General features: G+C 68.2%; 19 protein-coding genes. 12 read left to right on the top strand and 7 right to left on the bottom strand.

Annotation, left to right across the window (positions count from 1 at the left end):
• Positions 1 to 273 precede the first annotated feature (273 nt).
• Together BLV97_RS01005 and corA are read right to left on the bottom strand one after the other, a co-directional pair.
• On the bottom strand, positions 274 to 1,416 hold the full coding sequence (locus BLV97_RS01005) for a Do family serine endopeptidase (RefSeq protein WP_035845217.1): 1,143 nt from the start codon (positions 1,414 to 1,416) through the stop codon (positions 274 to 276).
• 237 nt (positions 1,417 to 1,653) lie between these two features.
• Positions 1,654 to 2,865: a magnesium/cobalt transporter CorA gene (gene corA / locus BLV97_RS01000; RefSeq protein ID WP_051646221.1), complete on the bottom strand. Its 1,212-nt coding sequence runs from the start codon at positions 2,863 to 2,865 to the stop codon at positions 1,654 to 1,656.
• 276 nt (positions 2,866 to 3,141) lie between these two features.
• On the opposite strand from corA, the gene BLV97_RS00995 reads away from it, so the two are divergent.
• The 5 genes from BLV97_RS00995 (at position 3,142) to BLV97_RS00975 (ending at position 7,156) form a co-directional block, all read left to right on the top strand.
• The gene (locus BLV97_RS00995; protein WP_035845172.1) at positions 3,142 to 3,393 is read left to right on the top strand and encodes a hypothetical protein; all 252 of its coding nucleotides are present in this window, start codon (positions 3,142 to 3,144) and stop codon (positions 3,391 to 3,393) included.
• Between the two features lie 155 nt (positions 3,394 to 3,548).
• Positions 3,549 to 4,220: a winged helix-turn-helix domain-containing protein gene (locus tag BLV97_RS00990; protein ID WP_035845174.1), complete on the top strand. Its 672-nt coding sequence runs from the start codon at positions 3,549 to 3,551 to the stop codon at positions 4,218 to 4,220.
• 2 nt (positions 4,221 to 4,222) lie between these two features.
• Positions 4,223 to 5,632 (top strand): sensor histidine kinase, encoded by a 1,410-nt coding sequence (locus BLV97_RS00985; protein WP_244520924.1) that lies wholly within the window; start codon positions 4,223 to 4,225, stop codon positions 5,630 to 5,632.
• Between the two features lie 89 nt (positions 5,633 to 5,721).
• Entirely contained in the window at positions 5,722 to 6,141 is a 420-nt protein-coding gene (locus BLV97_RS00980) for a metallopeptidase family protein (RefSeq protein WP_092163904.1), read from the top strand.
• Positions 6,142 to 6,229: 88 nt separating this feature from the next.
• On the top strand, positions 6,230 to 7,156 hold the full coding sequence (locus BLV97_RS00975; RefSeq protein WP_035845187.1) for an MBL fold metallo-hydrolase: 927 nt from the start codon (positions 6,230 to 6,232) through the stop codon (positions 7,154 to 7,156).
• Positions 7,157 to 7,204: 48 nt separating this feature from the next.
• On the opposite strand, the gene BLV97_RS00970 is transcribed toward BLV97_RS00975, so the two are convergent.
• Both BLV97_RS00970 and BLV97_RS00965 read right to left on the bottom strand, forming a co-directional pair.
• A complete protein-coding gene (locus BLV97_RS00970; protein WP_035845193.1) occupies positions 7,205 to 9,721 on the bottom strand; it encodes an ABC transporter permease in 2,517 nt (838 codons plus the stop codon).
• Positions 9,718 to 10,398 carry an ABC transporter ATP-binding protein gene (locus BLV97_RS00965; RefSeq protein ID WP_035845195.1) on the bottom strand — a complete coding sequence of 227 codons (681 nt, stop codon included), beginning with the start codon at positions 10,396 to 10,398 and terminating at the stop codon, positions 9,718 to 9,720. The genes BLV97_RS00970 and BLV97_RS00965 overlap by 4 nt, the downstream gene beginning before the upstream one ends.
• Positions 10,399 to 10,438: 40 nt before the next feature.
• On the opposite strand from BLV97_RS00965, the gene BLV97_RS00960 reads away from it, so the two are divergent.
• From BLV97_RS00960 to BLV97_RS00940, 5 genes are all read left to right on the top strand, one after another.
• Positions 10,439 to 11,083 carry an arylesterase gene (locus BLV97_RS00960; RefSeq protein WP_035845197.1) on the top strand — a complete coding sequence of 215 codons (645 nt, stop codon included), beginning with the start codon at positions 10,439 to 10,441 and terminating at the stop codon, positions 11,081 to 11,083.
• A 109-nt stretch (positions 11,084 to 11,192) separates the two neighbouring features.
• The gene (locus BLV97_RS00955) at positions 11,193 to 12,599 is read left to right on the top strand and encodes an FAD-binding oxidoreductase (protein WP_035845200.1); all 1,407 of its coding nucleotides are present in this window, start codon (positions 11,193 to 11,195) and stop codon (positions 12,597 to 12,599) included.
• 64 nt (positions 12,600 to 12,663) lie between these two features.
• Positions 12,664 to 13,692 carry an NADP-dependent oxidoreductase gene (locus BLV97_RS00950; protein WP_035845204.1) on the top strand — a complete coding sequence of 343 codons (1,029 nt, stop codon included), beginning with the start codon at positions 12,664 to 12,666 and terminating at the stop codon, positions 13,690 to 13,692.
• A 245-nt stretch (positions 13,693 to 13,937) separates the two neighbouring features.
• Complete coding sequence (aroC, locus tag BLV97_RS00945; protein ID WP_035845205.1) at positions 13,938 to 15,041, top strand: chorismate synthase; 1,104 nt, start codon at positions 13,938 to 13,940, stop codon at positions 15,039 to 15,041.
• Complete coding sequence (locus BLV97_RS00940) at positions 15,038 to 15,679, top strand: HD domain-containing protein (RefSeq protein WP_051646222.1); 642 nt, start codon at positions 15,038 to 15,040, stop codon at positions 15,677 to 15,679. Before aroC ends, BLV97_RS00940 begins: the two co-directional genes overlap by 4 nt.
• 122 nt (positions 15,680 to 15,801) lie before the next feature.
• Here BLV97_RS00940 and BLV97_RS00935 read toward each other — a convergent pair whose 3' ends face one another.
• The gene (locus BLV97_RS00935) at positions 15,802 to 16,497 is read right to left on the bottom strand and encodes a helix-turn-helix transcriptional regulator (protein ID WP_035845207.1); all 696 of its coding nucleotides are present in this window, start codon (positions 16,495 to 16,497) and stop codon (positions 15,802 to 15,804) included.
• 79 nt (positions 16,498 to 16,576) lie between these two features.
• Here BLV97_RS00935 and BLV97_RS00930 point away from each other — a divergent pair, with 79 nt between their 5' ends.
• A complete protein-coding gene (locus BLV97_RS00930) occupies positions 16,577 to 17,188 on the top strand; it encodes a glutathione S-transferase family protein (RefSeq protein ID WP_035845209.1) in 612 nt (203 codons plus the stop codon).
• 2 nt (positions 17,189 to 17,190) lie between these two features.
• Here the strand turns inward: BLV97_RS00930 and BLV97_RS00925 are convergent, their stop codons facing one another.
• Entirely contained in the window at positions 17,191 to 17,610 is a 420-nt protein-coding gene (locus BLV97_RS00925) for a thioredoxin family protein (RefSeq protein ID WP_035845211.1), read from the bottom strand.
• The gene (locus BLV97_RS00920) at positions 17,607 to 18,605 is read right to left on the bottom strand and encodes a DMT family transporter (RefSeq protein WP_081825151.1); all 999 of its coding nucleotides are present in this window, start codon (positions 18,603 to 18,605) and stop codon (positions 17,607 to 17,609) included. The genes BLV97_RS00925 and BLV97_RS00920 overlap by 4 nt, the downstream gene beginning before the upstream one ends.
• A gap of 412 nt (positions 18,606 to 19,017) precedes the next feature.
• On the opposite strand from BLV97_RS00920, the gene BLV97_RS00915 reads away from it, so the two are divergent.
• Complete coding sequence (locus BLV97_RS00915) at positions 19,018 to 20,499, top strand: AMP nucleosidase (protein ID WP_035845228.1); 1,482 nt, start codon at positions 19,018 to 19,020, stop codon at positions 20,497 to 20,499.
• Positions 20,500 to 20,667 lie beyond the last annotated feature (168 nt).

Below are 20,667 nucleotides of genomic sequence, written 5' to 3'. Positions count from 1 at the left end.
CCCGCGAATGCAAGAAGAACCCGCCGCCCTGCGAGCGCGCAGCGGTGGCCCCGAACGGTTCAAGGGCCCCGCCATGACCGCGGCCAGGACGCCGAAACGGCAACGGGCCCGACCCTAGGGAAAGGGCCGGACCCGCGCATCAGACCGAATGGCGTCGTCCCGAGGGGACGGGACTTTCGGGGAAGTTCGAACAGACGCTCGCCCGGCCCGATTCCGGATCCGGGAGGCGCCAAGACCCGCGCCACCCGGGCGATTTTCCGCGTCCGACCGCGATCAGGTTTTCTTCTGGGTCTGTTTCATCTGCCCGACATCGACTGTGATCGTCATCGGCTTGCCGGCGCGCAGGATCTGCACCTGGGCTTGGGTGTTGGGAGCGGTCATGCCCACGGCGCGCGGCAGGTCGTGCACGGATTTGATCTCTGTCGCGCCGAATTTGGTGATGATGTCGCCGCGCTTGAAACCCGCCTTCATCGCCGGGCTGTCCGGCATCACCTCGGCGATCATTGCACCTTGGGGCTTGTCCATTCCCAGCGCGGCCGCCACGTCGGGCGAAACGCTTTGGATCTGAACGCCCAGCCAACCGCGATCGACACGGCCGCCGTGCTCTAGCTGACCGACGATCTTCTGCACGATGTCCGAAGGCACCGCGAAGCCGATCCCGACAGAGCCGCCGGTCGGAGAGATGATCGCGGTATTCATGCCGATCACCTGGCCCTGTTCATTGAACAGCGGCCCGCCCGAATTGCCCTTGTTGATCGCGGCGTCGGTCTGCAGGAAGTCGCCATAGATGCCGTCACCGATGTCGCGCGCCTTGGCCGAGATGATGCCAGACGTCACGGTGCCGCCCAGACCGAACGGATTGCCCACCGCCATCACGTCATCGCCCACGCGCATCTTGGTCGATGAGCCGAACTTGACGAAGGGCAGGTTCGTCGCGTCGATCTTGATCAATGCCACATCGGTGCCCGGATCGCGGCCGATCACCTTCGCGGTGTAGTCCTTGCCGTCGGTCAGCTTCACCTTGATGGTCTGCGCGCCCGCGACGACGTGGTTGTTGGTCACGATGTAGCCGTCGGGGCTGATGATGAAGCCCGAGCCCACGCCATGCATCCGGCCCTGCGGCGCCTGCTGCTGGGGCATGCCGGGGAAGGGAATGCCGAAGCGGCGGCTGAACTCCTGGAACGGGAAGTCCGGCATGTTCCGCTGTTCTTCCTGCTGCGATTTCGCGGCCGTTTCGGTGACCTCGATATAGACCACGGCGGGCGAGACCTTCTGCACCAGGTTGGCCCAGCCTCCGGGCGGTTCGGCGAAGCTGGCCGAGGGCACGGCGATCATCGCCGAGGACGAGGCCAACGCAGCGACCAGGGCCAATGATGCCAGGCGCCGACGAGGAGATTTCGGTGTGGGGGTATTCATAAGCATTGCTCCTGTTCCTGCCAGTCGGTCAGGCGTGCCTGCTCCGACGCGATGCATGACAGATGCCAAGGCAGCTTCGCATCCCCCTGTCGCCAAGGTTACAAATCTGCAATCAACTTTGGGGCAGCGTGTACGACGCCCGTGAGCCCCGCGCCGCGCCGGGGTGAAGCCGGCGGTCGGCGGAGGGCCCACATTTGATCGGCGGGCGCCTCACCTAGCGCGGCCAGATGGGCCGCGCTAGCCCGCGCCGTCCTGTCGCCCGCGCTGGTGGCCTTGGCTTTCGGGCGTCCTGGCGCCGGTCTTCTGCCGCCCGCCGATCCAGCCATGGCGCCAGAAGGTGAACAGCATGATCGCCGTCGAGCACAGCATCAGCCCCAGCGCATAGAGGTAGCCGTATTTCCATTTCAGCTCGGGCATGTTCCACGGGGACTCGGTCGAGAAGTTCATCCCGTAGAGACCGGCGATAAAGGTGATCGGGATGAAGATCGTGGCGATGATCGTCAGCACCTTCATGATCTCGTTCATCCGATTCGACATCATCGACAGATGCAGATCGACCAGTCCCTGTGCCACCTCTCGATAGACTTCGACCATATCCATCAGCTGAGAGGAGTGATCGGCCACGTCGCGCAAATAGGTGGCCAGTTCCTCGGTCACATAGGGCACGTCGTGGCGCATCAGCGCCGAGACCGCCTCGCGCTGTGGCCAGAGCGTGTGCCGCAAGGACAGCAATTCCCGCCGCAGGCTGTGGACTTCGCCGATCACGCCATCGCCGGCGCCGTCCAGGATCCGGTCGTCCAGTTCCTCGGTGCGTTCGCCATAGGCTTCGAGTACCGGAAAATAGGCGTCGACGAGCGCATCCATCAGCGCATAGGCCAGATAGCCGGCAGAACTGCGGATTCTCGGCCCGCCGACCGTCAGCCGCTGGCGCACCGGATCGAAACTGTCGCCGGGACGCTCCTGCACCGTCAGCACGAACCGGTCGCCCAGGATCAGGGTCAGCTGTTCGTCGACATAGGGGGTGGTGCTCAGCGGCTGGCGCAGCACGACATGGACGTAGGTCTCGTAGATCTCGGTCTTGGGACGCTGCCCGGTGCTGAAGATATCCGCGACCGACAGCGTGTGCAGGCCCAGCCGCGCGCAGACCGACTCGATCCGGGCGGTATCGGCGAGGCCGACGATATCGATCCACAACCCGCCGCCGGGGGCATCCTGCCCGGCAGAGGGCGGCGGCGCGGCCAGGATCGCCAGCGCCGCATCAAGATCCTCGGGATGGCTCAGCCCGCCCGGATGGAAGGCGGTGAAAGACAGCCGTGTCGCGTGGGCGCCGGGCTGGGCGACGATGCGCCCCGGCGGGGCACCGGCCGGGGCGCGGGCGGGTTTGCGCCGCCGCGTCTTGCCTTTCTTGCTGCCCTTGCCACCCTGCCTGGGTTTCGCGGTTTCGGTCATTCAGGCCCCTCTTGGCTGCAGGTCCCGCCGGCTGGCCGGGGCGCCGGGGCATGCGCCGCGCCCCGGCCAGCGCGCTTCGGTCTCGACCCTTCCCGATATGATCGCGCCGGTCAAGCGCGGGCACCGAACACCGGCGGGCGGCCGCATGGGCTGGCCTTGGACCCGGCGGCCGGGAGATTCCGCGCACAGATTACAGTTTTGCAATCTTTGGACAATCGCGCTGGAAGCTTGATCGCGCAGATGTAGGGCAGCAAAGATCATTCGGAGGGCTCACCGATGCAGACGATCAAAGGCTATCTAGCGAGCTTCCTCGCGGTGTTGGCGGGGGTGACGGCGCTATGGCTCGGGACGCTGGTGTTTTTCACCCTGCTCGCCTGCAGCGCGGCGGCGGCGATCGCCTATTGGCTGGGGACCGGCCCCCGCCCGATCACCCTGCGGCTGCCGCGCGACCATCGCCGCAGCGCCCGGCCCGGCCCCGGCCCCGATGCCGGCCCCGGCCCTGCCACCGACCGCAGCACCCGGTTCTGATGCCCCGCAAGGACCCGACTGCCCGCGCCGGACGCGCTCTGGCACCCGACGCGCATGCCCCGCAAGGCTGGCGCGCGGCGGCGAGTGAAGCTAGGACATCAGAACAGGCGCCCCGCGCCGCGCAAGGCAGCCGCAAGCCCAGATCCGGGGACGACATGAAGATACTGGTCGTGGAAGACGACGCGACGACGTCGGAATACATTGCCGAGGGCCTACGCCAAGAGGGCCACACCGTCGACCTGACCGCGGAAGGGCGCGACGGGCTGATCCACGCCACCTCGGGCGATTATGACGTGATGATCATCGACCGGATGCTGCCGGGGCTGGACGGCATGTCGCTGGTAAAGGCCCTGCGCGCGGCCCACAATCGCACGCCGGTGTTGTTCCTGACCTCGCTGGGCGGGGTCGATGATCGGATAGAGGGCCTGAATGCCGGCGGCGACGACTATCTGGTGAAGCCCTTCGCCTTCGGCGAGCTTTCGGCCCGGATCCAGGCCCTGGGCCGCCGCCCGCATCTGAAGGAGGAAACCACCGTCCTGAGCGCGGGCGATCTGAAGATGGATCTGCTTGCCCGGCGCGTCACCCGCGCGGGACAAGAGATCGACCTGCTGCCGCGCGAATTCGCGCTGCTGGAACATCTGCTGCGCCGCAAGGGCCGGGTGCAGACCCGTACCATGCTGCTGGAAGCGGTCTGGGACATTTCCTTCGATCCGCAGACCAACGTGGTGGAAACCCATATCAGCCGCCTGCGCGCCAAGATCGACAAGCCCTTTGACCACGAACTGATCAAGACGGTGCGCGGCTCCGGCTACCGGATCGAGGCCTGACGATGGCGCCGGCGCCAAGCCGCCACGCCTGGGGCCCCGGCGGCGGCGCCATGGCGCGGCGCTGGTCCGTCCTGCTGCTTTCGACCCCGCTGCGCCTGGCGCTGGCATTGGTGATGCTGTTCGCGCTGGTCAGCACGCTGGCCTTCGGTGCCAGCTACATGGTGGTGCGCAACAATCTGGAAGGCACGATGCGCGCCGATCTGGCGCAGGAAATGGCGGGTTTCCGCGCCGCGCCCTCGGCCGGCGCGCTGGCCGCGCTGATCGAGGCCGAGGCCCAGGTCACCGACCCTTCGCGCCGCATCCTCACCTACCTGGCCCCCGATGGGCAGGTGTTTGGCAACGTGGCGCTCAGCCGCGGGCAGAACGGCTATCTTCAGATCAATCTGCCGCCGGGGTCCAAGGGCTCGGGCGGCAACTACCTTGGCCTTGCCGGGAACTTCTTCGGTGGTCAGCTGATCGTGGCCCAAAGCCGCGACCAGATGAGCGGCCTGGGCGACATGTTCCGCAATGTACTGATCCTGACGCTTCTGCCCACCGTCGCGCTGGCCTTGGGGGGCGGCATCCTGCTGGCGCTGCGCTCCAAAGCACGTGTCGAAAGCATCACCGCGACGCTGGAACGGCTGACCACCGGCGATCTGGCCGCGCGGGTGCCCAAGATGCGCGGCCGCGGCGACGACCTGAGCCTGATCGGAGATCGCATCGACCGGATGGCCGCCCGCCAGCAGGCCGCGACCGAGGCGCTCCGCCAGGTCTCGGCCGACATCGCCCATGACCTGAAGACCCCGATTCAGCGGGTCTCGGTCATGCTCAACCAGCTTGAGGAACGCGAGAGCCTCAGCCCCGAGGATGCCGAACTTGCCGCCCGCGCCCGGGCCGAGGCCGACCGCATCGTCGCCACCTTCCAGTCGCTGCTGCAAATCGCCCAGATCGAGGGCGGCAGCCCCAAGGCCCGCTTCGCCCCGGTCGATCTGTCGGATCTGGCGCGCACCTTCGTCGAGATATTCGAGCCCAGCGCCGAGGACCGCGGCCAGCATATCTCGCTCAGCGACGATTGCCGCGACAGCGAGGGCGGGGCCAGGGTGATGGGCGAGAAAGGCCTGCTGGGCCAGGTGCTGGCCAACCTGATCGAGAACGCCCTGCGCCACACGCCGGCGGGCAGCCAAATCGCCGTGCGCCTGCGTCGCACGCTCGGCGCGGTGGTGCTCGAGGTGGCCGACACCGGCCCCGGCATCCCCGAGGAAGAGCGTGAAAATGTGCTGCGCCGCCTCTATCGGCTGGAACGTTCGCGCACCACGCCGGGCAGCGGGCTGGGGCTTGCCCTGGTCGCCGTGATCGCGGAACTGCACGAGGCCCGCCTCGAACTCGACGACGCCAGGCCCGGCCTTCTGGTCCGGCTGACCTTCAAGGCCTGACCCGCCCCCCCCTTGCGCCTGCCTTTCATTGTTCCCCAAATACGCCTGCGGCACCGGCCTTCCCCACGGATCCGCCGCAGGAGCACCGCATGACCAACCCGCAAACCGGCTGGGAAGACATCGCCGCCCCCGACGCCGAGGTGATCGAGGCGCTGGCCCGCGCCAGCCTCGCCGCGCTTCCTGAAACCTATCGCACCGCCGCGCAGAGGCTGGCGCTGCGCGTTGTCGATCTTGCCCCCGATACGATGCTCGACGAATTGGGCATCGACGATCCCTACACGCTGACCGGCCTTTACGACGGTATCCCGCTGACCGAGGCGTCGGTGGCCGATCAGCCGCAACGCCCGCAGGCGATCTGGTTGTTTCGCCGCGCGATCCTTGACGAATGGGTGGCGCGCGGGGATGTGACATTGGCCGATCTGGTCACCAATGTGATGGTCCATGAACTGGCGCATCATTTCGGCTGGTCCGACGCGCAGATCGCACAGATCGACCGCTGGTGGGAATGATCGCCGCCGCGCCCCGCCCGCGCCGCGATGCCCCGAATCGGCCCGAAGCGTGCTATTCTTTCGGATAGGATCTTCGGGGAGAAAGCCCATGACCACCAGATTGACCCGGCGCGCCGCGCTGGCCGCCACCGCCGCGCTGCCCTTTGTCGGCGCGCTTGCCCCCGCCGCTCGCGCCGCGGCACCGATGCAGGGACGGGGGCGCCCTCCCTTCAACCGCTTCAAGCTGGGCGCCTTCGAGGTGACAACCCTGCTGGCCGCCACCCGCGCGGTGCCCGAGCCGCACAAGATCTTCGGCCTCTCGACACCAAACGACGCGTTCGAGGCGGCGTCGCGCGCGGCTTTCCTGCCCACCGACGTGGCGCAGTTCTTCTTCACGCCGACGCTGGTCAACACCGGCAAGGAGCTGATCCTTTTCGACACCGGGCTGGACCCCGCCGGCATCACCACGGCGCTGGAGGCGGCGGGATATGCGCCCGATCAGGTGGATGTGGTCGTCATCACCCATATGCACGGCGACCATATCGGCGGGCTGGCCGACGGCGGCTTTGCCACCTTCGCCAATGCCCGGTATGTCACGGGGCGCCATGAATACGACCATTGGGCTGCCGCCGGAAACCCGCTGTTCGACACCAACATGAAGCCGCTGGCCGAGAAGACCGAGTTTCTGGGCGAAGGCGGAGCCGTGGTGCCGGGGATCACCGCGCTATCGGCGCCGGGCCACACCCCGGGGCATATGGGCTATCACCTGGAAAGCGGGGGCAGGCGGCTGCTGCTGATCGCTGACACGGCGAACCACTATGTCTGGTCGCTGGCCCATCCCGACTGGGAGGTGAAGTTCGACATGGACAAGCCCGCCGCCGCGGCGACCCGGCGCAAGATGCTGGGGATGCTGGCCGCCGACCGGGTGCCCTTCATCGGCTACCACATGCCCTTTCCGGCGGTGGGTTTCGTCGAGGCACGCGGGCAGGGGTTCCATTATGTTCCCGCCTCCTACCAGATGATGCTGGAGGGCTAAGACCGCCGCCGCCGGCGTATTTGGAGAACAATGAAAGGGCGGGCGTGGTCAGTCGCGGGCGCGAAGGATCCGGGCGGGGCGCGCGGCCAGCGGGCGCAGCGCGAAGAGGGCGCCGGCAAGAAGCACCGCGAGGATGCCGCCCAGAACGATCGCGATCGCGGGGCCGGGTTCCAACCGGTAGGGCGACTGCATCACGAAGCGCATCACCGCCCAGGCCCCCAGGCTGCCGGCGAACAGCGCCACCACCCCCGCCGCGGCGCCCAGGATCGCGGCGCGCAGCGCAAAGCTTGCCAGGATGCGGGCACGGCTGGCGCCCAGGGTCTTCAGCACGGCGGCCTCGTAGATCCGGGCGCGTTCTCCTGCCGCGGCGGCGCCGATCAGCACCGCGAAACCGGTCAGCAGCGTGGCCCCCGCCGCGGCCGAGGTGGCCGCCGCGATGGCCGAAAGCGCCTGGGTGACCTTGTCGATCGCCCCCTGGACCGAGATCGCGGTGATATTCGGCCAGTGTCGGGCGACCGCACCCACGATGCCCGCCGCCGCCCCCGGGTCGGCATAGACGGTCGCGATGGCGCTGTGCGGCGCGCCGGCCAGCGCCGCCGGGTCCATCGCGATGACGAAACCGATCCCGCCGCTGGCGAAATCGACGTTGCGGAAGCTGGTGATCGTGGCGGTGATGTCCCGGCCCAGGATGTTGATCGTCATCGTGTCGCCCAGGCTTAGCCCCATGTCGCGGGCCTCGTCCGCGGCGAAGCTGATCTGGGGCGGGCCGTTGTAGCCGGGCGGCCACCATTCGCCGGCGGTGATCTTGGTGCCCTTGGGCGGGCGGGCCGAGAAAGTGACGCCGCGGTCGCCCCGCAGCACCCAGGAATGGGGCGCGACCTGCCGGGCCGGCAGGCCGTTGATCTTGGTGATGATGCCGCGCAGCATCGGCGCGGTCTGTACGCCGGTCACCGCGGGATCGGCCTTCACGGTCTTCAGGAAGCCGGCCATCTGATCGGGCTGGATGTCGATGAAGAAATAGGCCGGCGCCCGTTCGGGCAGGTCCGTGGCGATGGCGCGGCGGATGTTGCCGTCGATCTGCCCCACCGCCGCCAGTACCGATAGTCCAAGGCCCAGCGACAGGATGACCGAGGCGGCCTCGCCCCCCGGGCCGCCGATCGCGCCCAGCGCAAGACGCAGCGCCGTGCGCCCGCGCAAGGCCCGCGACCGCGCCAGCCGCCGCGCCAGGCGGCGCAGCGCCCAGGCCGCCAGCCACAGAAGTTCCAGCGCCGCGATCACCCCCATCGCGACCCAGAGCGTCAGCACCACCAGCCCCGAAAACCACGCCGCCGTGGCAACCAGCGCCAGCGCCGTCAGCGCAACCGCCAGTATGGTTCGCGGCCCCGGCACATGGCCGCGCCCGTCGTCGCGGTACAGCGCCGCTGCCCGCATTCCCTGCGCCCGCGCCAGCGGCCAGAGCGTGAACAGAAGCGCCGCCAGCGCCCCGTAGAGTACCGCCTGCAGCAGCGGCACCGGATAAAGCGCGAATTCCGCCGGAAAGGGCAGCATGCGGCCCAGCAGCGGCGCCAGCAGAAGCGGCATCGCCGCGCCCAGCGCCAGACCCAGCACGATGCCCAGCCCCGCCAGCGCGCCCGCCTGCATCAGATAGACCGCGAAGATCAGTCGCCCTTCGGCGCCCAGAGTTTTCAGCGTGGCGATGGTGGCGGTCTTGCCCTCGATATAGGCGCGCACCGCCGCCGAGATGCCGATGCCGCCCACCGCCAGCCCCGCCAGCCCGACCAGCACCAGAAATGAGCCGATCCGGCGCACGAAACTTGCGATCCCCGGCGCCGCGTTGCGCCGGTCGGTCCAGCGCATTCCCTTGTCTCGGAAGGCCTTTTCCGCCTGCGATTTGAGCGCGGCCAGATCGGCGCCCGGCGCAAGCATCAGCCGGTACTTGGTGCGAAACAAAGCGCCCGGCACCAGCAGGCCAGAGGCGGCCAGTGCTGGTGTCGCCACAATGGTGCGCGGCCCCAGGGTGAAGCCCGAGGTTGCGCTGTCGGGCTCGTCCGTCAGCACCGCCATCAGGCGGAAGCTCTGCGTACCCAGGCGGAAACTGTCGCCCAGCTTCAGCCCCAGTTTCTCGATCAGCGCCTTCTGCATCACCGCGCCCGGCTCTCCGTTCGCGCCGGCCAGCGCGGTTTGCAGCGGCATTGCCGGGGAAAGTCCGACGCTGCCGGTCAAGGGATAGGCGCCGTCGACCCCTTTCACCTGGGTCAGCGCGTGACGATCGCCCACCACCGCCATGGACTGGAAATCGACCACCGCTGAAACCCGCTTGGCATGGGCCTTCATGAAGGCCTGCTCGGCCGCGTCCGCGAAGCGGTAGGTGAATTCCATCTGCGCGTCGCCGCCCAGCAACACCGCGCCCTGCTGATCAAGGCCGGCCTCGATCGCCGCGCGCACCATGCCGACGGCGGCGACCGCCGCGACGCCCAGCGCCAGGCAGGCGAGGAAGACGCGAAACCCCTTCAGCCCGCCGCGCAGTTCGCGCCGCGCCAGCCGGGCGGCAAGGGCAAGGCTCATGCCGCGCCCTCCGCGATGCGCCCGTCGGCCAGGCCCACCACCCGGTCGCAGCGCGCCGCCAGTTCCGGCGCATGGGTAACCATCACCAGCGTCGCGCCGTGGCTTTCGCGCAGATCGAAGAGCAGATCCATGATCGCGGCCCCGGTAGCGCTGTCGAGATTGCCGGTCGGTTCGTCCGCCAGCAGGATCGCGGGCCGCGTCACCACCGCCCGCGCCAGCGCCACACGCTGCTGTTCCCCGCCCGAAAGCTGGCCGGGATAGTGCCCGGCGCGGGGGCCCAGGCCCACCGCCGCCAGCTCTGCCTCGGCGCGGTCGAAGGCGTCGGCGGCGCCGGCCAGTTCCAGGGGCACGGCGACGTTTTCCAGCGCCGTCATCGTCGGGATCAGGTGGAAGGATTGGAACACAACCCCCATATTCCCCCTGCGAAAGCGCGCCAGCTGATCCTCGTTCATCGCCCCGAGGTCTTGGCCCAGCGCGCGGACATGGCCCCCGGTGGCGCGTTCGAGCCCGCCCATCAGCATGAGGAGAGACGACTTGCCAGAACCCGACGGCCCCACCAGGCCCAACGTTTCGCCCCGCGCCACCCGCAGGTCGATCCCGCGCAGGATCTCGACCGGCCCGGCATTGCCGTCGAGCGTCAGCCGCACGTCGGCCAGGGTCAGGATCGGATCGGTCATCGTGGGCCTCCGGGCGGTGTTTCCATGGGGATATGGGACAATGCGCGGAGGGCGCAAGTTTCTTGCCGCAGTTGTGCTTGCGTTTGTGGCGGCGGGTCCGGTGGCGGCGGGGCAGACGGTGATCGCCTTTGGCGACAGCCTGACCCAGGGGCACGGGCTGCCGCAGGCTGAAGGATTCGCGCCGCAGCTTCAGGACTGGCTGAAGGCGCATGGGCATGACGTGACGGTGGTGAACGCCGGGGTCTCGGGCGACACCACGGCCGGGGGGCTGGCGCGGATCGGCTGGACGCTGGGCCAGAAGGCCGATGCGGTGATCGTGGAACTGGGCGGCAACGACATGCTGCGCGGCCTGCCGGTATCCGAGGTGCGCAAGAACCTGAACGGGATCTTGCAGGCGATCCGCGCCAAGGGACTTCCCGTGCTGCTGATCGGGCTGAAGGCGCCGGCGAATTACGGGCCGGACTATGAGGCGGGCTTCGACGCGGTCTATCCGGACCTTGCGCGGAAATATCACGCGCTCCTGGTGCCGGATTTCTTTGCCGCGCTGAAGGCGAAGGGCGAAACGCCGGCCGCGATGCAGGAATACATGCAGTCCGACCATCTGCATCCCTCGGCCAAGGGGGTGAAGCTGATCGTGGCCGCGATCGGCCCCGAGGTCGAGAAGTTGCTGGCCGAGGCGAAGTAGCGCCGGGGGGCGGTTCCGCCCGCCCCCCATTGACCCGGAAGAAGCCTGGGTCCACCTTCGCCCGGGGTCGGGTCCCTCATCGGGGCACGATCGGGGGAGGGAGGACAACATGGAACTGATCGAGGCGCTGCGCGCCACCCTGGGCCGCGACCACGTGCTGACCGGCGCCGATGCCAAGCGCTATGGTCGCGAATGGACCGGGCTTTACAGCTGGACGCCCCGCGCGGTGCTGCGTCCCGCCGATACCGCCGAGGTCTCGGCCTGCATGCGTCTTGCGCATGAGGCCGGGGTGGCGGTGGTGCCGGTTTCGGGCAACACCGGCCTTGCGGGTGGCACCACGGCGGAAGGCGTGCTGATGCTTTCGCTCGAACGGATGAACAGCATCCGCGAAATCCGCCCCGCCGCCCGCATCGCCATCGTCGAGGCCGGCGTGGTGCTGTCGAAGCTGCACGAGGCCGTCGACGCCCGGAACCTTGCCTTTCCGCTGTTCTTCGGCGCCCGCGGTTCAGCGATGATCGGCGGCAACCTTTCGACCAATGCGGGCGGCTCCAACGTGCTGCGCTACGGCAATACCCGCGCGCTATGCCTGGGGCTCGAGGTGGTCCTTGCCGACGGCCGGGTGATGGATCTGATGAGCGAGCTGCACAAGGACAACTCGGGTCTCGACCTGAAGGATCTGTTCATCGGCGCCGAGGGCACATTGGGCATCATCACCGCCGCCGTGCTGAAGCTGGTGCCGAAACCCCGCGCCCATGCCACCGCCATGGTCGCCGCGCCCGCGCTGCCCGCCGCGCTGGATCTGCTGAACCGCTTGCAAGAGGCCACCGGCGGCGCGGTCGAGGCCTTCGAATTCATGCCTCGCGTCTACATGCAGCGCCTCGCCGCCGTCCACCCCGACTGGCGTCCCGCCTTCGAGGAAATCCCCGAGGTCTCGATCCTGATCGAGGTCGGCGCCACCGCGCCGCGCGACGTGACCCCGGGCCCCGACGGCACGGTTCCGGTCGTCGCCCTGCTGCAGGATACCCTGGCCGAAATGCTGGAACAGGGCCTGATTACCGATGCCGTGGTCGCCGCCTCCGAGGCCCAGCGCCAGGAGATGTGGGCGCGCCGCGAGGCCGCCGCCGAGATCACCCTCAGCCGCCATCCGCTGGTCAATTGCGACATTGCGGTGCCGCTTGATCAGGTGGCGACTTTCCTTGAGCGCATCCATGCCCGCCTGCCCGCCATAGATCCCGGCGCCGAGACGTTGACCGTGTCGCATCTGGGCGACGGCAACCTGCATTTCACCGTCTATCCGACCAGCGCGGATGCGCCGTTGGCCGACAAGATCACCGAGACGGTCGAGGACGTGGTGGCCGAGCTGCGCGGCAGCTTCTCGGCCGAACACGGCATCGGGGTGTCGAAGCTTGCCACCATGTCGCGGCGCAAGGATCCGGTGGCGCTTGACGTGATGCGGGCGGTGAAGGCGGCGCTGGACCCGAAAAATATCCTCAACCCCGGCAAGCTGATCCCGTAGCGTCACGCTTGCCGTCGCCGCGCCGCGCCCTAGCTTGCGGCGCCAAAGGAACAGGGAGACAGACATGAGCGACAAGATGCAGCGCATCGTCCTGGCCAGCCGGCCCGAGGCGAAACCCGAACCCGCCAACTTCCGCCTCGAAGATGCGCCGATGCCGACGCCCGGCAAGGGCGAGGTCCTGCTGCGCACGATCTGGCTGTCGCTTGATCCCTACATGCGTGGCCGGATGTCGGCGGCCAAGAGCTATGCCAAGCCGGTCGAGATCGGCGAGACGATGACCGCCCAGGTCGTGGCCGAGGTGATCGCGTCGCAGCACGACGGCTTTGCCGTGGGCGATCTGGTGATCGCGCCGATCGGCTGGGCCAGCCACGGCATCAGCGACGGCACCATGCTGGAAAAGATCACCCCCGGCGCCGCGCCGCTTTCGGCCTATCTTGGCGTGCTGGGGATGCCCGGCACCACGGCCTGGGTCGGCCTGAACGACGTGGGCGGCGCGCAGCCGGGCGAAACCGTGGTGGTCTCGGCCGCCACCGGCGCGGTCGGCTCGCTCGTCGGGCAGTTGGCGAAGCAGAAGGGAATGCGGGTGATCGGCGTCGCCGGAGGGGCCGACAAATGCGCCTATGCGGAAAAGGAGCTGGGCTATGATGTCTGCCTTGACCACCGCGCGCTGGACCGCAAGGCGCTGACCGCGGCGATCGCCGAGGCCGCGCCCGAGGGCGTGCATGTCTATTTCGAAAACGTCGGCGGCAAGACGCTGGAGGCGGTGCTGCCCAACATGCGCGATTTCGGCCGCATCGCCATTTGCGGCATGATCGCCTGGTATTCGGGCGCCGAAAACGCCCCGCCCGCGCCTCTGGTCTGGTCGGCGATCCTGCGCCAGCGTCTGCGGGTCGAAGGCTTCATCATCTTCGACCGGTGGAACCGCCGCCCCGATTTCCTGGCCGAGGTCGCGCCCTTGGTGAAATCGGGCAAGATCCACTACCGCGAAACCATTGCCGAGGGGCTGGAAAACGCGCCCGCGGCCTTCATGGAGTTGCTGGAGGGTGGCAATTTCGGCAAACAGCTGGTGCGTGTCGGCCCGGATCCGAAATAGCGCAGCCACGGGTTTTCCCCGGGGCCGGCCGTCGCCCGGCCCGATGGCGGCCCAGCTGGCGGCCCCGTGGGAATTCGGATCGGAACGAATGCACGAAAGTGCTTCATCGCGTTCTTTCCAGCCCGAATATCCCGGGGGTGCGGGGGTCAGCGCCCCCGCCCCGGACTTTGCAGCCTGCCTTGGGGGGAAACCTCTTGAGAGCACCCGCGCCCCCCGCTAGACCCCTAGGCCAAAGGAGCCAGCGCATGAGCCTCAACACCTTCGGTCATCTTTTTCGCGTCACCACCTGGGGCGAAAGCCATGGCCCGGCGCTGGGCGCCACGGTCGACGGCTGCCCCCCGGGCGTCGAGGTTTCGGAGGCCGCGATTCAGCGCTGGCTGGACCGACGCAAGCCCGGGCAGTCGAAATACACCACCCAGCGCCGCGAGGCCGACGCCGTACGGATCCTTTCGGGCACCTACGAGGGGCAGACCACCGGCACCCCGATCCAGTTGATGATCGAGAATACCGACCAGCGCTCGAAGGATTATTCCGAGATCGCCAAGACCTTCCGCCCGGGGCACGCGGACATCACCTATTGGCAGAAGTACGGCATCCGCGATCCGCGTGGGGGCGGCCGTTCCAGCGCCCGCGAGACGGCGGCGCGGGTGGCGGCGGGCGGCATCGCGCGGGCGGCCCTGGCGGCGCTGGCACCCGAGGTGAGGATCACCGGCTACATGGTGCAGATGGGGCCGCACCGGATCGACCGCGCGCGTTTCGACGCCGCCGAGATCGAGCGCAATCCCTTCTGGGTGCCCGATACGCAGGCCGCCGCCGACTGGGCGGTCTATCTGGACGATCTGCGCAAGTCCGGCAATTCCGTGGGCGCCGTGGTCGAGGTGGTGGCGCAGGGTGTGCCGCCGGGGCTGGGCGCGCCGATCTACGCCAAGCTCGACACCGATCTGGCCGCGGCGATGATGTCGATCAACGCAGTCAAGGGCGTCGAGATCGGCGAGGGCATGAACGCCGCCGCGCTGACCGGCGTCGAGAACGCCGACGAGATGCAGATGGGCAATGACGGGCCGCGCTATCTGTCGAACCATGCCGGCGGCATTCTGGGCGGAATTTCCACGGGGCAGGACGTGGTGGTGCGCTTCGCGGTCAAGCCGACCTCGTCGATCCTGACGCCGCGCCGCTCGGTGACGCTGAGCGGCGAGGATACCGAACTGGTCACCAAGGGCCGCCATGATCCCTGCGTCGGCATCCGCGCGGTGCCGGTGGGCGAGGCGATGATGGCCTGCGTGCTGCTTGACCATCTGCTGCTGCACCGTGGCCAGGTCGGGGCCGGCCCGCGCGGCCGGATCGGGTGAGTTTCGACAAGGACCTGACCCGCGCCCTGGCCGGGGCCAAGGTGGATACGGCGCATGATCTGGGCCATATCCGCCGTGTCTGGGCGAATGCGCGGGCGATCGCGGCCGGTGAAGGGATCGCCGTGTCGCGCGCCTTGCAGGGCGCGGTCTGGCTGCACGATCTGGTGGCGCCACCCAAGGATGACCCCGGGCGCGCGCTTGCCTCGCGCCGCTCGGCCGAGGCTGCGCGCCCTGTCCTTGCACGGCTGGGACTGAGTGACGAAGAGATCGCGACCGCCTGCCACGCGATCGCGGCACACAGCTTCTCGGCCGGGATCGCGCCACAGACGCAAGAGGCGCGGATCCTGCAAGACGCCGACCGGCTGGACGCGCTGGGCGCGGTGGGGCTGGCTCGGGTCTTCGCGGTCGCCGGAACGCTGGGCCGGCCGCTGTACGATCCGGCGGATCCCTTCGCCACGGACCGGGGGCTGGACGACGGGCGTTGGGCCCTTGATCATTTCGCGGTGAAACTGTTGCGCCTGCCCGCCGCGATGCAGACCGCCACAGGGCGGCGGATCGGCGCGCGGCGGGCACAGGTCTTGCGCGGTTATCTCGCAACGCTCGCCGAGGAGATCGGGACGGCACCGCCCGGCTGGTAAAACAGCCCTGGATGACGGCCCCGCCGCCCGGGACAGGCGCGCGCCGCCGGTGCCGTCACGCGGCCATCGCGTTTCCCGGCATCAAATTGGTACCTTCGCCCCCGCCGGGATCCGGGTCGTCTTCAATCGGTTCTGACGTGGTCATGAAGTTGGTCGCGGAATTCGCGCAGCAGGGCCACCCGGCGCGGGCGGAAGCTTTCGTCCGTTTCGGCCATCGCCCGCATCCGGTCCAGCCGGAAACGGCGGAAATCGTGGCGCAGGCAGCACCAGGCCAGAAGCATTTGCACCTGGTCGAGAAAGACCACCGAGAGCGGCCAGATCCGGCGCGTCGTGTCGTGCCCCTCGGCGTCGATGTAAGAGATGTCGAGCGCGCGTTCCTCCCAGCAGGCGGTGCGGATCAGGCCCATGTCCACGGACGGCTCGGGGCGGCGCTCGAAACGATAGCTTTGCACCACCGCGTGCATCGCCTGGCGCTGCTGGCGCTCGGGCAGGGTGGCGGTGATCTTCGCCAGCGCGGTCTCTGCCGCCGCCGCCAGCGCCCGGTCGCCGGCAAAGCGAACCTCGGCCAGGCCGAGCACCAGCGCCTCGATCTCTTCGCGGCTGAAGCTTTGTGGCGGCAGCATCGGATCCTCGACCAGCGCATAGCCGTAGCCCGCCGCCCCGTCGATCAGCGCGCCACCCGCCCGAAGCGCCGCGATGTCGCGGTACAGGGTGCGCGGGCCTACCCCGGTTTCCGCCGCCAGCCGCGCCGCCGTCACGGGCGGCGGCAGTCGGCGCAGGGTGTCAAGCAGGCGAAACAGGCGGTCGGCGCGCGCCATGAGGGCTCCTGTCGGGATCTGTCAGCAGGGGTGCAATATAGTCTTCCTGGTCGAAACCCGCAAAGTGAAAGGACCCACCATGCTGACGCTCTATCACGCGCCCAACTCGCGATCGTCCCGGATCGTCACCCTGATCGACGAGATGGGCGTACAGGACAAGGTGCAGATCCGCGATGTCGAGATCCACCGGATGTTTCCCGAAGGCGGCGGGCCAGATCCCGCCAATCCCCACCCCGAAGGCAAGGTGCCGCTGCTGGTCGACGGTGAAGAGATGATCCGTGAAAGCCCCGCGATCATCCTCTACTTGCTGGAGCGGTTCCCCGGAACCGGCCTTGGGATCGAGCCGGGCGCGGCGCGGCGCGGCGAATTCCTGAGTTGGATCGCCTATTACGGTTCGGTTTTCGAGCCGGTGGTGATGCTGACCCGGCGCGGCATAGATGACCCCTTCCTGCGGGACAACTACCGTGGTCTGCCCGAGGCCTTCGCCGCCTTCCGGCGGGCGCTTGACCAGACGCCGTGGTTGGCGGGAGATCGCTATACCGCGGCAGATCTCCTGCTGTCGTCGGCGTTCGGTTGGTGGCCCGAGGGGCGGCCCGATGATCCGGTCATCTGCGACTGGATCGACCGCTGCCTTGCCCGGCCAAGCGTGGCGCGCACCATGGCGCGTGACCAGCCGGCGTTGGCGGGCTGACGTCAGATGCTGGCGCTTAGCGCCCGGTCGAGCAGATCCTTGATCTGCGAGGTCTGGGTCACGCCGACCAGCCGGCCGATCTCGCCCTTCTTGGTCAGCGCAATCAGGGTGCCGCGCCGCTCGACCCCCAGCGCGTCGGTCATGTCGCCGATGCGGTGGCGGTCCCAATCGGCGACGATGAAGTCGATCTTGTGATCATAGGCGGGATGGCCGGCGCGCAGCGTATCCAGAATCCGGCCCTGTGCCTGGCAGGTCGCGCACCAGGAGGCGTGGAAATCGACCAGCACCGTGCGCCCCGACAGAAGCGCGCGTGAAACCATGCCGGGGCGGTATTCCAGCGTACCCGCCCGCAGCCGCGTGGCGCCCAGCGGAGCGGCCAGGGTGATCGTCGTGGTCAGGTTCAGAAAGTCTCGTCTGTTCATGTCGGTTCCTCGGCACGGGTTTGCTCCGTGCGGGGGGTATGATGGGGCATTGCGGACCCGGGGCCAAGGGAATCGCGTCCCCTCACGGGGATTTCAGCGGCAAAAACCTGCCGCCCGCCCGCGCCGGCACGGTTGGGTGCCCGCGAAATCTGCACCGCGAGGATCCCGAAGGCGACGATCGCCACCCCCAGACCGTCGGCCCAGCCAAGCCGCTCATGCAGCAGAAGCGCCGCGATGATGACCCCGAAGAACGGGTTGAGGAAATGGAAGGTCGCCGCCCGCACCGCGCCGATCCGTTTGACCAGTTCGAACCAGACCCAGGTGGCCGCCAGGCCCGGCACCAGCGTGGTGTAGAAGAAGGCGATCACCAGGCGCGGGCTCCACTGCACGGCCCAATGTTCGGTCGCGCCCGCGACGACGCCCAGGCAGGCAGAGCCGATCAGCATCTGCAGCCCGACCACCATCAGCAGGTTCCCCCCCGACGAGGCCCCTCGCACCGACAGCGTCGCCGCCGCCAGCGCCAGCACGCCCAGCCCGCACAGCGCCAGCCCCGGCAGGTTGACGCCGGCCTCCATCCGCGCACCCATGATGATCGCCACGCCGACGACGCCGGCGACCAGACCGGCGATGCCCAGGGGGCGGATCCGCTCGCCCAGAAGCGCCCAGCTGGCGAAGGCCACGATCAGCGGCATGGTCGATGCGACGATCGCCGCAAGCGATGCCTGCACCCATTGCATCGCGACGAAGTTGAGCCCGAGGTAAAGCGCGTTCTGGCTGATCCCGAAGATGATGGTCGCGCGCCATTGTCCCCGGGTCAGCCGAATCCGCTGCCCGATCGCGAAGGCGATGGCGATACCCAGAAGGCCCGAAATCAGGAAACGCAGCGACAACGCGTATAGCGGCGGCGCGTCGGCCACGATCATGCGCGCCGATGTAAAGGCCGAAGACCACATCAGTGCAAATGCCAGCCCCATTCCGATCGCGCGCAGATCCATGCCATTCCCTCTGAACCAAACGTCACGGACAGTGGCGTAAAATCCGACGTGCCGCAATGCGCGGCATGCGTGCGGGGCGCATGACGGCACACACGCGGTGCATCGGCAGGGATCGCGTGTAATCCAGCAAGCTTCACGAATGTTCACCCTCCCCGCGCGGGATCATCCGGCAGCCGCGCAGGCAAGATCCGCGGCCGCCCCTGATCCGGCCCCACACCTGCCCGGCGTCTGGGCGCGCGAGCCCCGCGGATCGGTCCTGGCGCGCCGCCTTCCGCCGCCGCCCGGGCCTGCGCCGCCTTGCCCGGCCCCTTGCGTCCGGCGCCCGCGCGCGGCATGACGAAGGGGCAGCCCGATGCCCCTCGCCCCGGTGGCGCGCGTGCGGGGCGACCGCCGCAGGAGCCAGGTCTTGAAAATCCGACATGCACAGAACCTTCCTTTCCGCTACCCCGAGCAACCGGCGCCCGAGGCATTCACCGATGCCGAGGCCGCCGTGGATCGGCTGCAACATATCTATGAAACCGCCACGGCCTTCCTGATCGCCGAATTCTCTCGTGCGACGGCAAAGGGCCGCCCCGATACCCGGATCCGTGCCTTCTACCCCGAGATCCGCATTACCACGTCGACCTTCGCCAAGGCCGACAGCCGGCTGAGCTTTGGCCATGTGCCGGAACCGGGCACCTATGCCACCACGGTCACCCGGCCCGATCTGTTTCGCAATTATCTGGTGCAGCAGATCGGCCTGCTGATGAAGACCCATGGCGTGCCGGTCAGCATCGGCCCGTCAGACACCCCGATCCCGGTGCATTTCGCGGTGGCCGGGCAGCCCGACCTGTCGGTTCCGCAAGAGGGCGCGCTGGATTTTCTGTTGCGCGACGTCTTCGATGTGCCCGACCTGAACACCACCAACGACGACATCGTCAACGGCACCCGCCTGACCAATGCCGACGGCTCGCGCCCGCTGGCGCCGTTCACGGCGCAGCGGGTGGATTATTCGCTGGCCCGGCTCAGCCACTACACCGCGACCGCGGCCGAGCATTTCCAGAACCACGTCCTGTTCACCAACTACCAGTTCTATGTCGAGGAATTCGAGGCCTTCGCCCGTGCCCAGCTGGCCGATCCGGCCTCGGGCTACACCAGCTTTGTGGCCACCGGAAATGTCGAGATCACCGATGCGCGGGCGCCGCTGCCGGCGGTCGCGAAACTGCCTCAGATGCCGACCTATCATCTGAAACGCCCGGGCGGGCAGGGGATCACGCTGGTCAACATCGGGGTGGGGCCTTCGAACGCCAAGACCGCGACCGACCATATTGCCGTGCTGCGCCCGCATGCCTGGCTGATGGTCGGCCATTGCGCGGGGCTGCGCAATTCGCAATCCCTGGGCGATTTCGTCCTGGCCCATGCCTATCTGCGCGAGGACAAGGTGCTGGATGACGACCTGCCTGTCTGGGTGCCGATCCCCGCCCTGGCCGAGATCCAGATCGCCCTGCAGGAGGCGCTGGCGCAGATCACCCAGCTGGAGGGCTACGAACTGAAGCGCATCATGCGCACCGGCACGGTGGCGACGCTGGACAACCGCAACTGGGAGCTGCGCGATCAATCCGGCCCGGTGCAGCGGCTCAGCCAGTCGCGGGCGATCGCGCTGGACATGGAAAGTGCCACGATCGCGGCCAATGGTTTCCGCTTCCGGGTGCCCTACGGCACGCTTCTGTGCGTCTCCGACAAGCCCCTGCACGGAGAGCTGAAGCTGCCCGGCATGGCGACGGAATTCTACAAGACCCAGGTCTCGCGCCACCTCAAGATCGGGGTCCGCGCGATGGAGCTTCTGCGCGACATGCCGCTGGAGCGGATCCACAGCCGCAAGTTGCGCAGTTTCGAGGAAACGGCGTTTCTTTGATGCCCCTTTGGGCCCGTGAACTTGGGTGATTGCGCGGTTTTGCGCTTCTGCCGCAGGGGAAGGTGGGTGGGATTTCCGAAAATAGTGGCAATTTGCTGGGGACAAAGGCCGAAAGCCGTCCGATAGGGCTTGATTTGTGCCCTGAAAACCTGTGTAGCCACTAGATGC

The sequence above is a fragment of the Allgaiera indica genome (assembly GCF_900106675.1).
GTDB lineage: Bacteria > Pseudomonadota > Alphaproteobacteria > Rhodobacterales > Rhodobacteraceae > Acidimangrovimonas > Acidimangrovimonas indica.
Note: the sequence above shows the minus strand (reverse complement) of the source record. Positions and strands in the feature narration are given on the sequence as shown.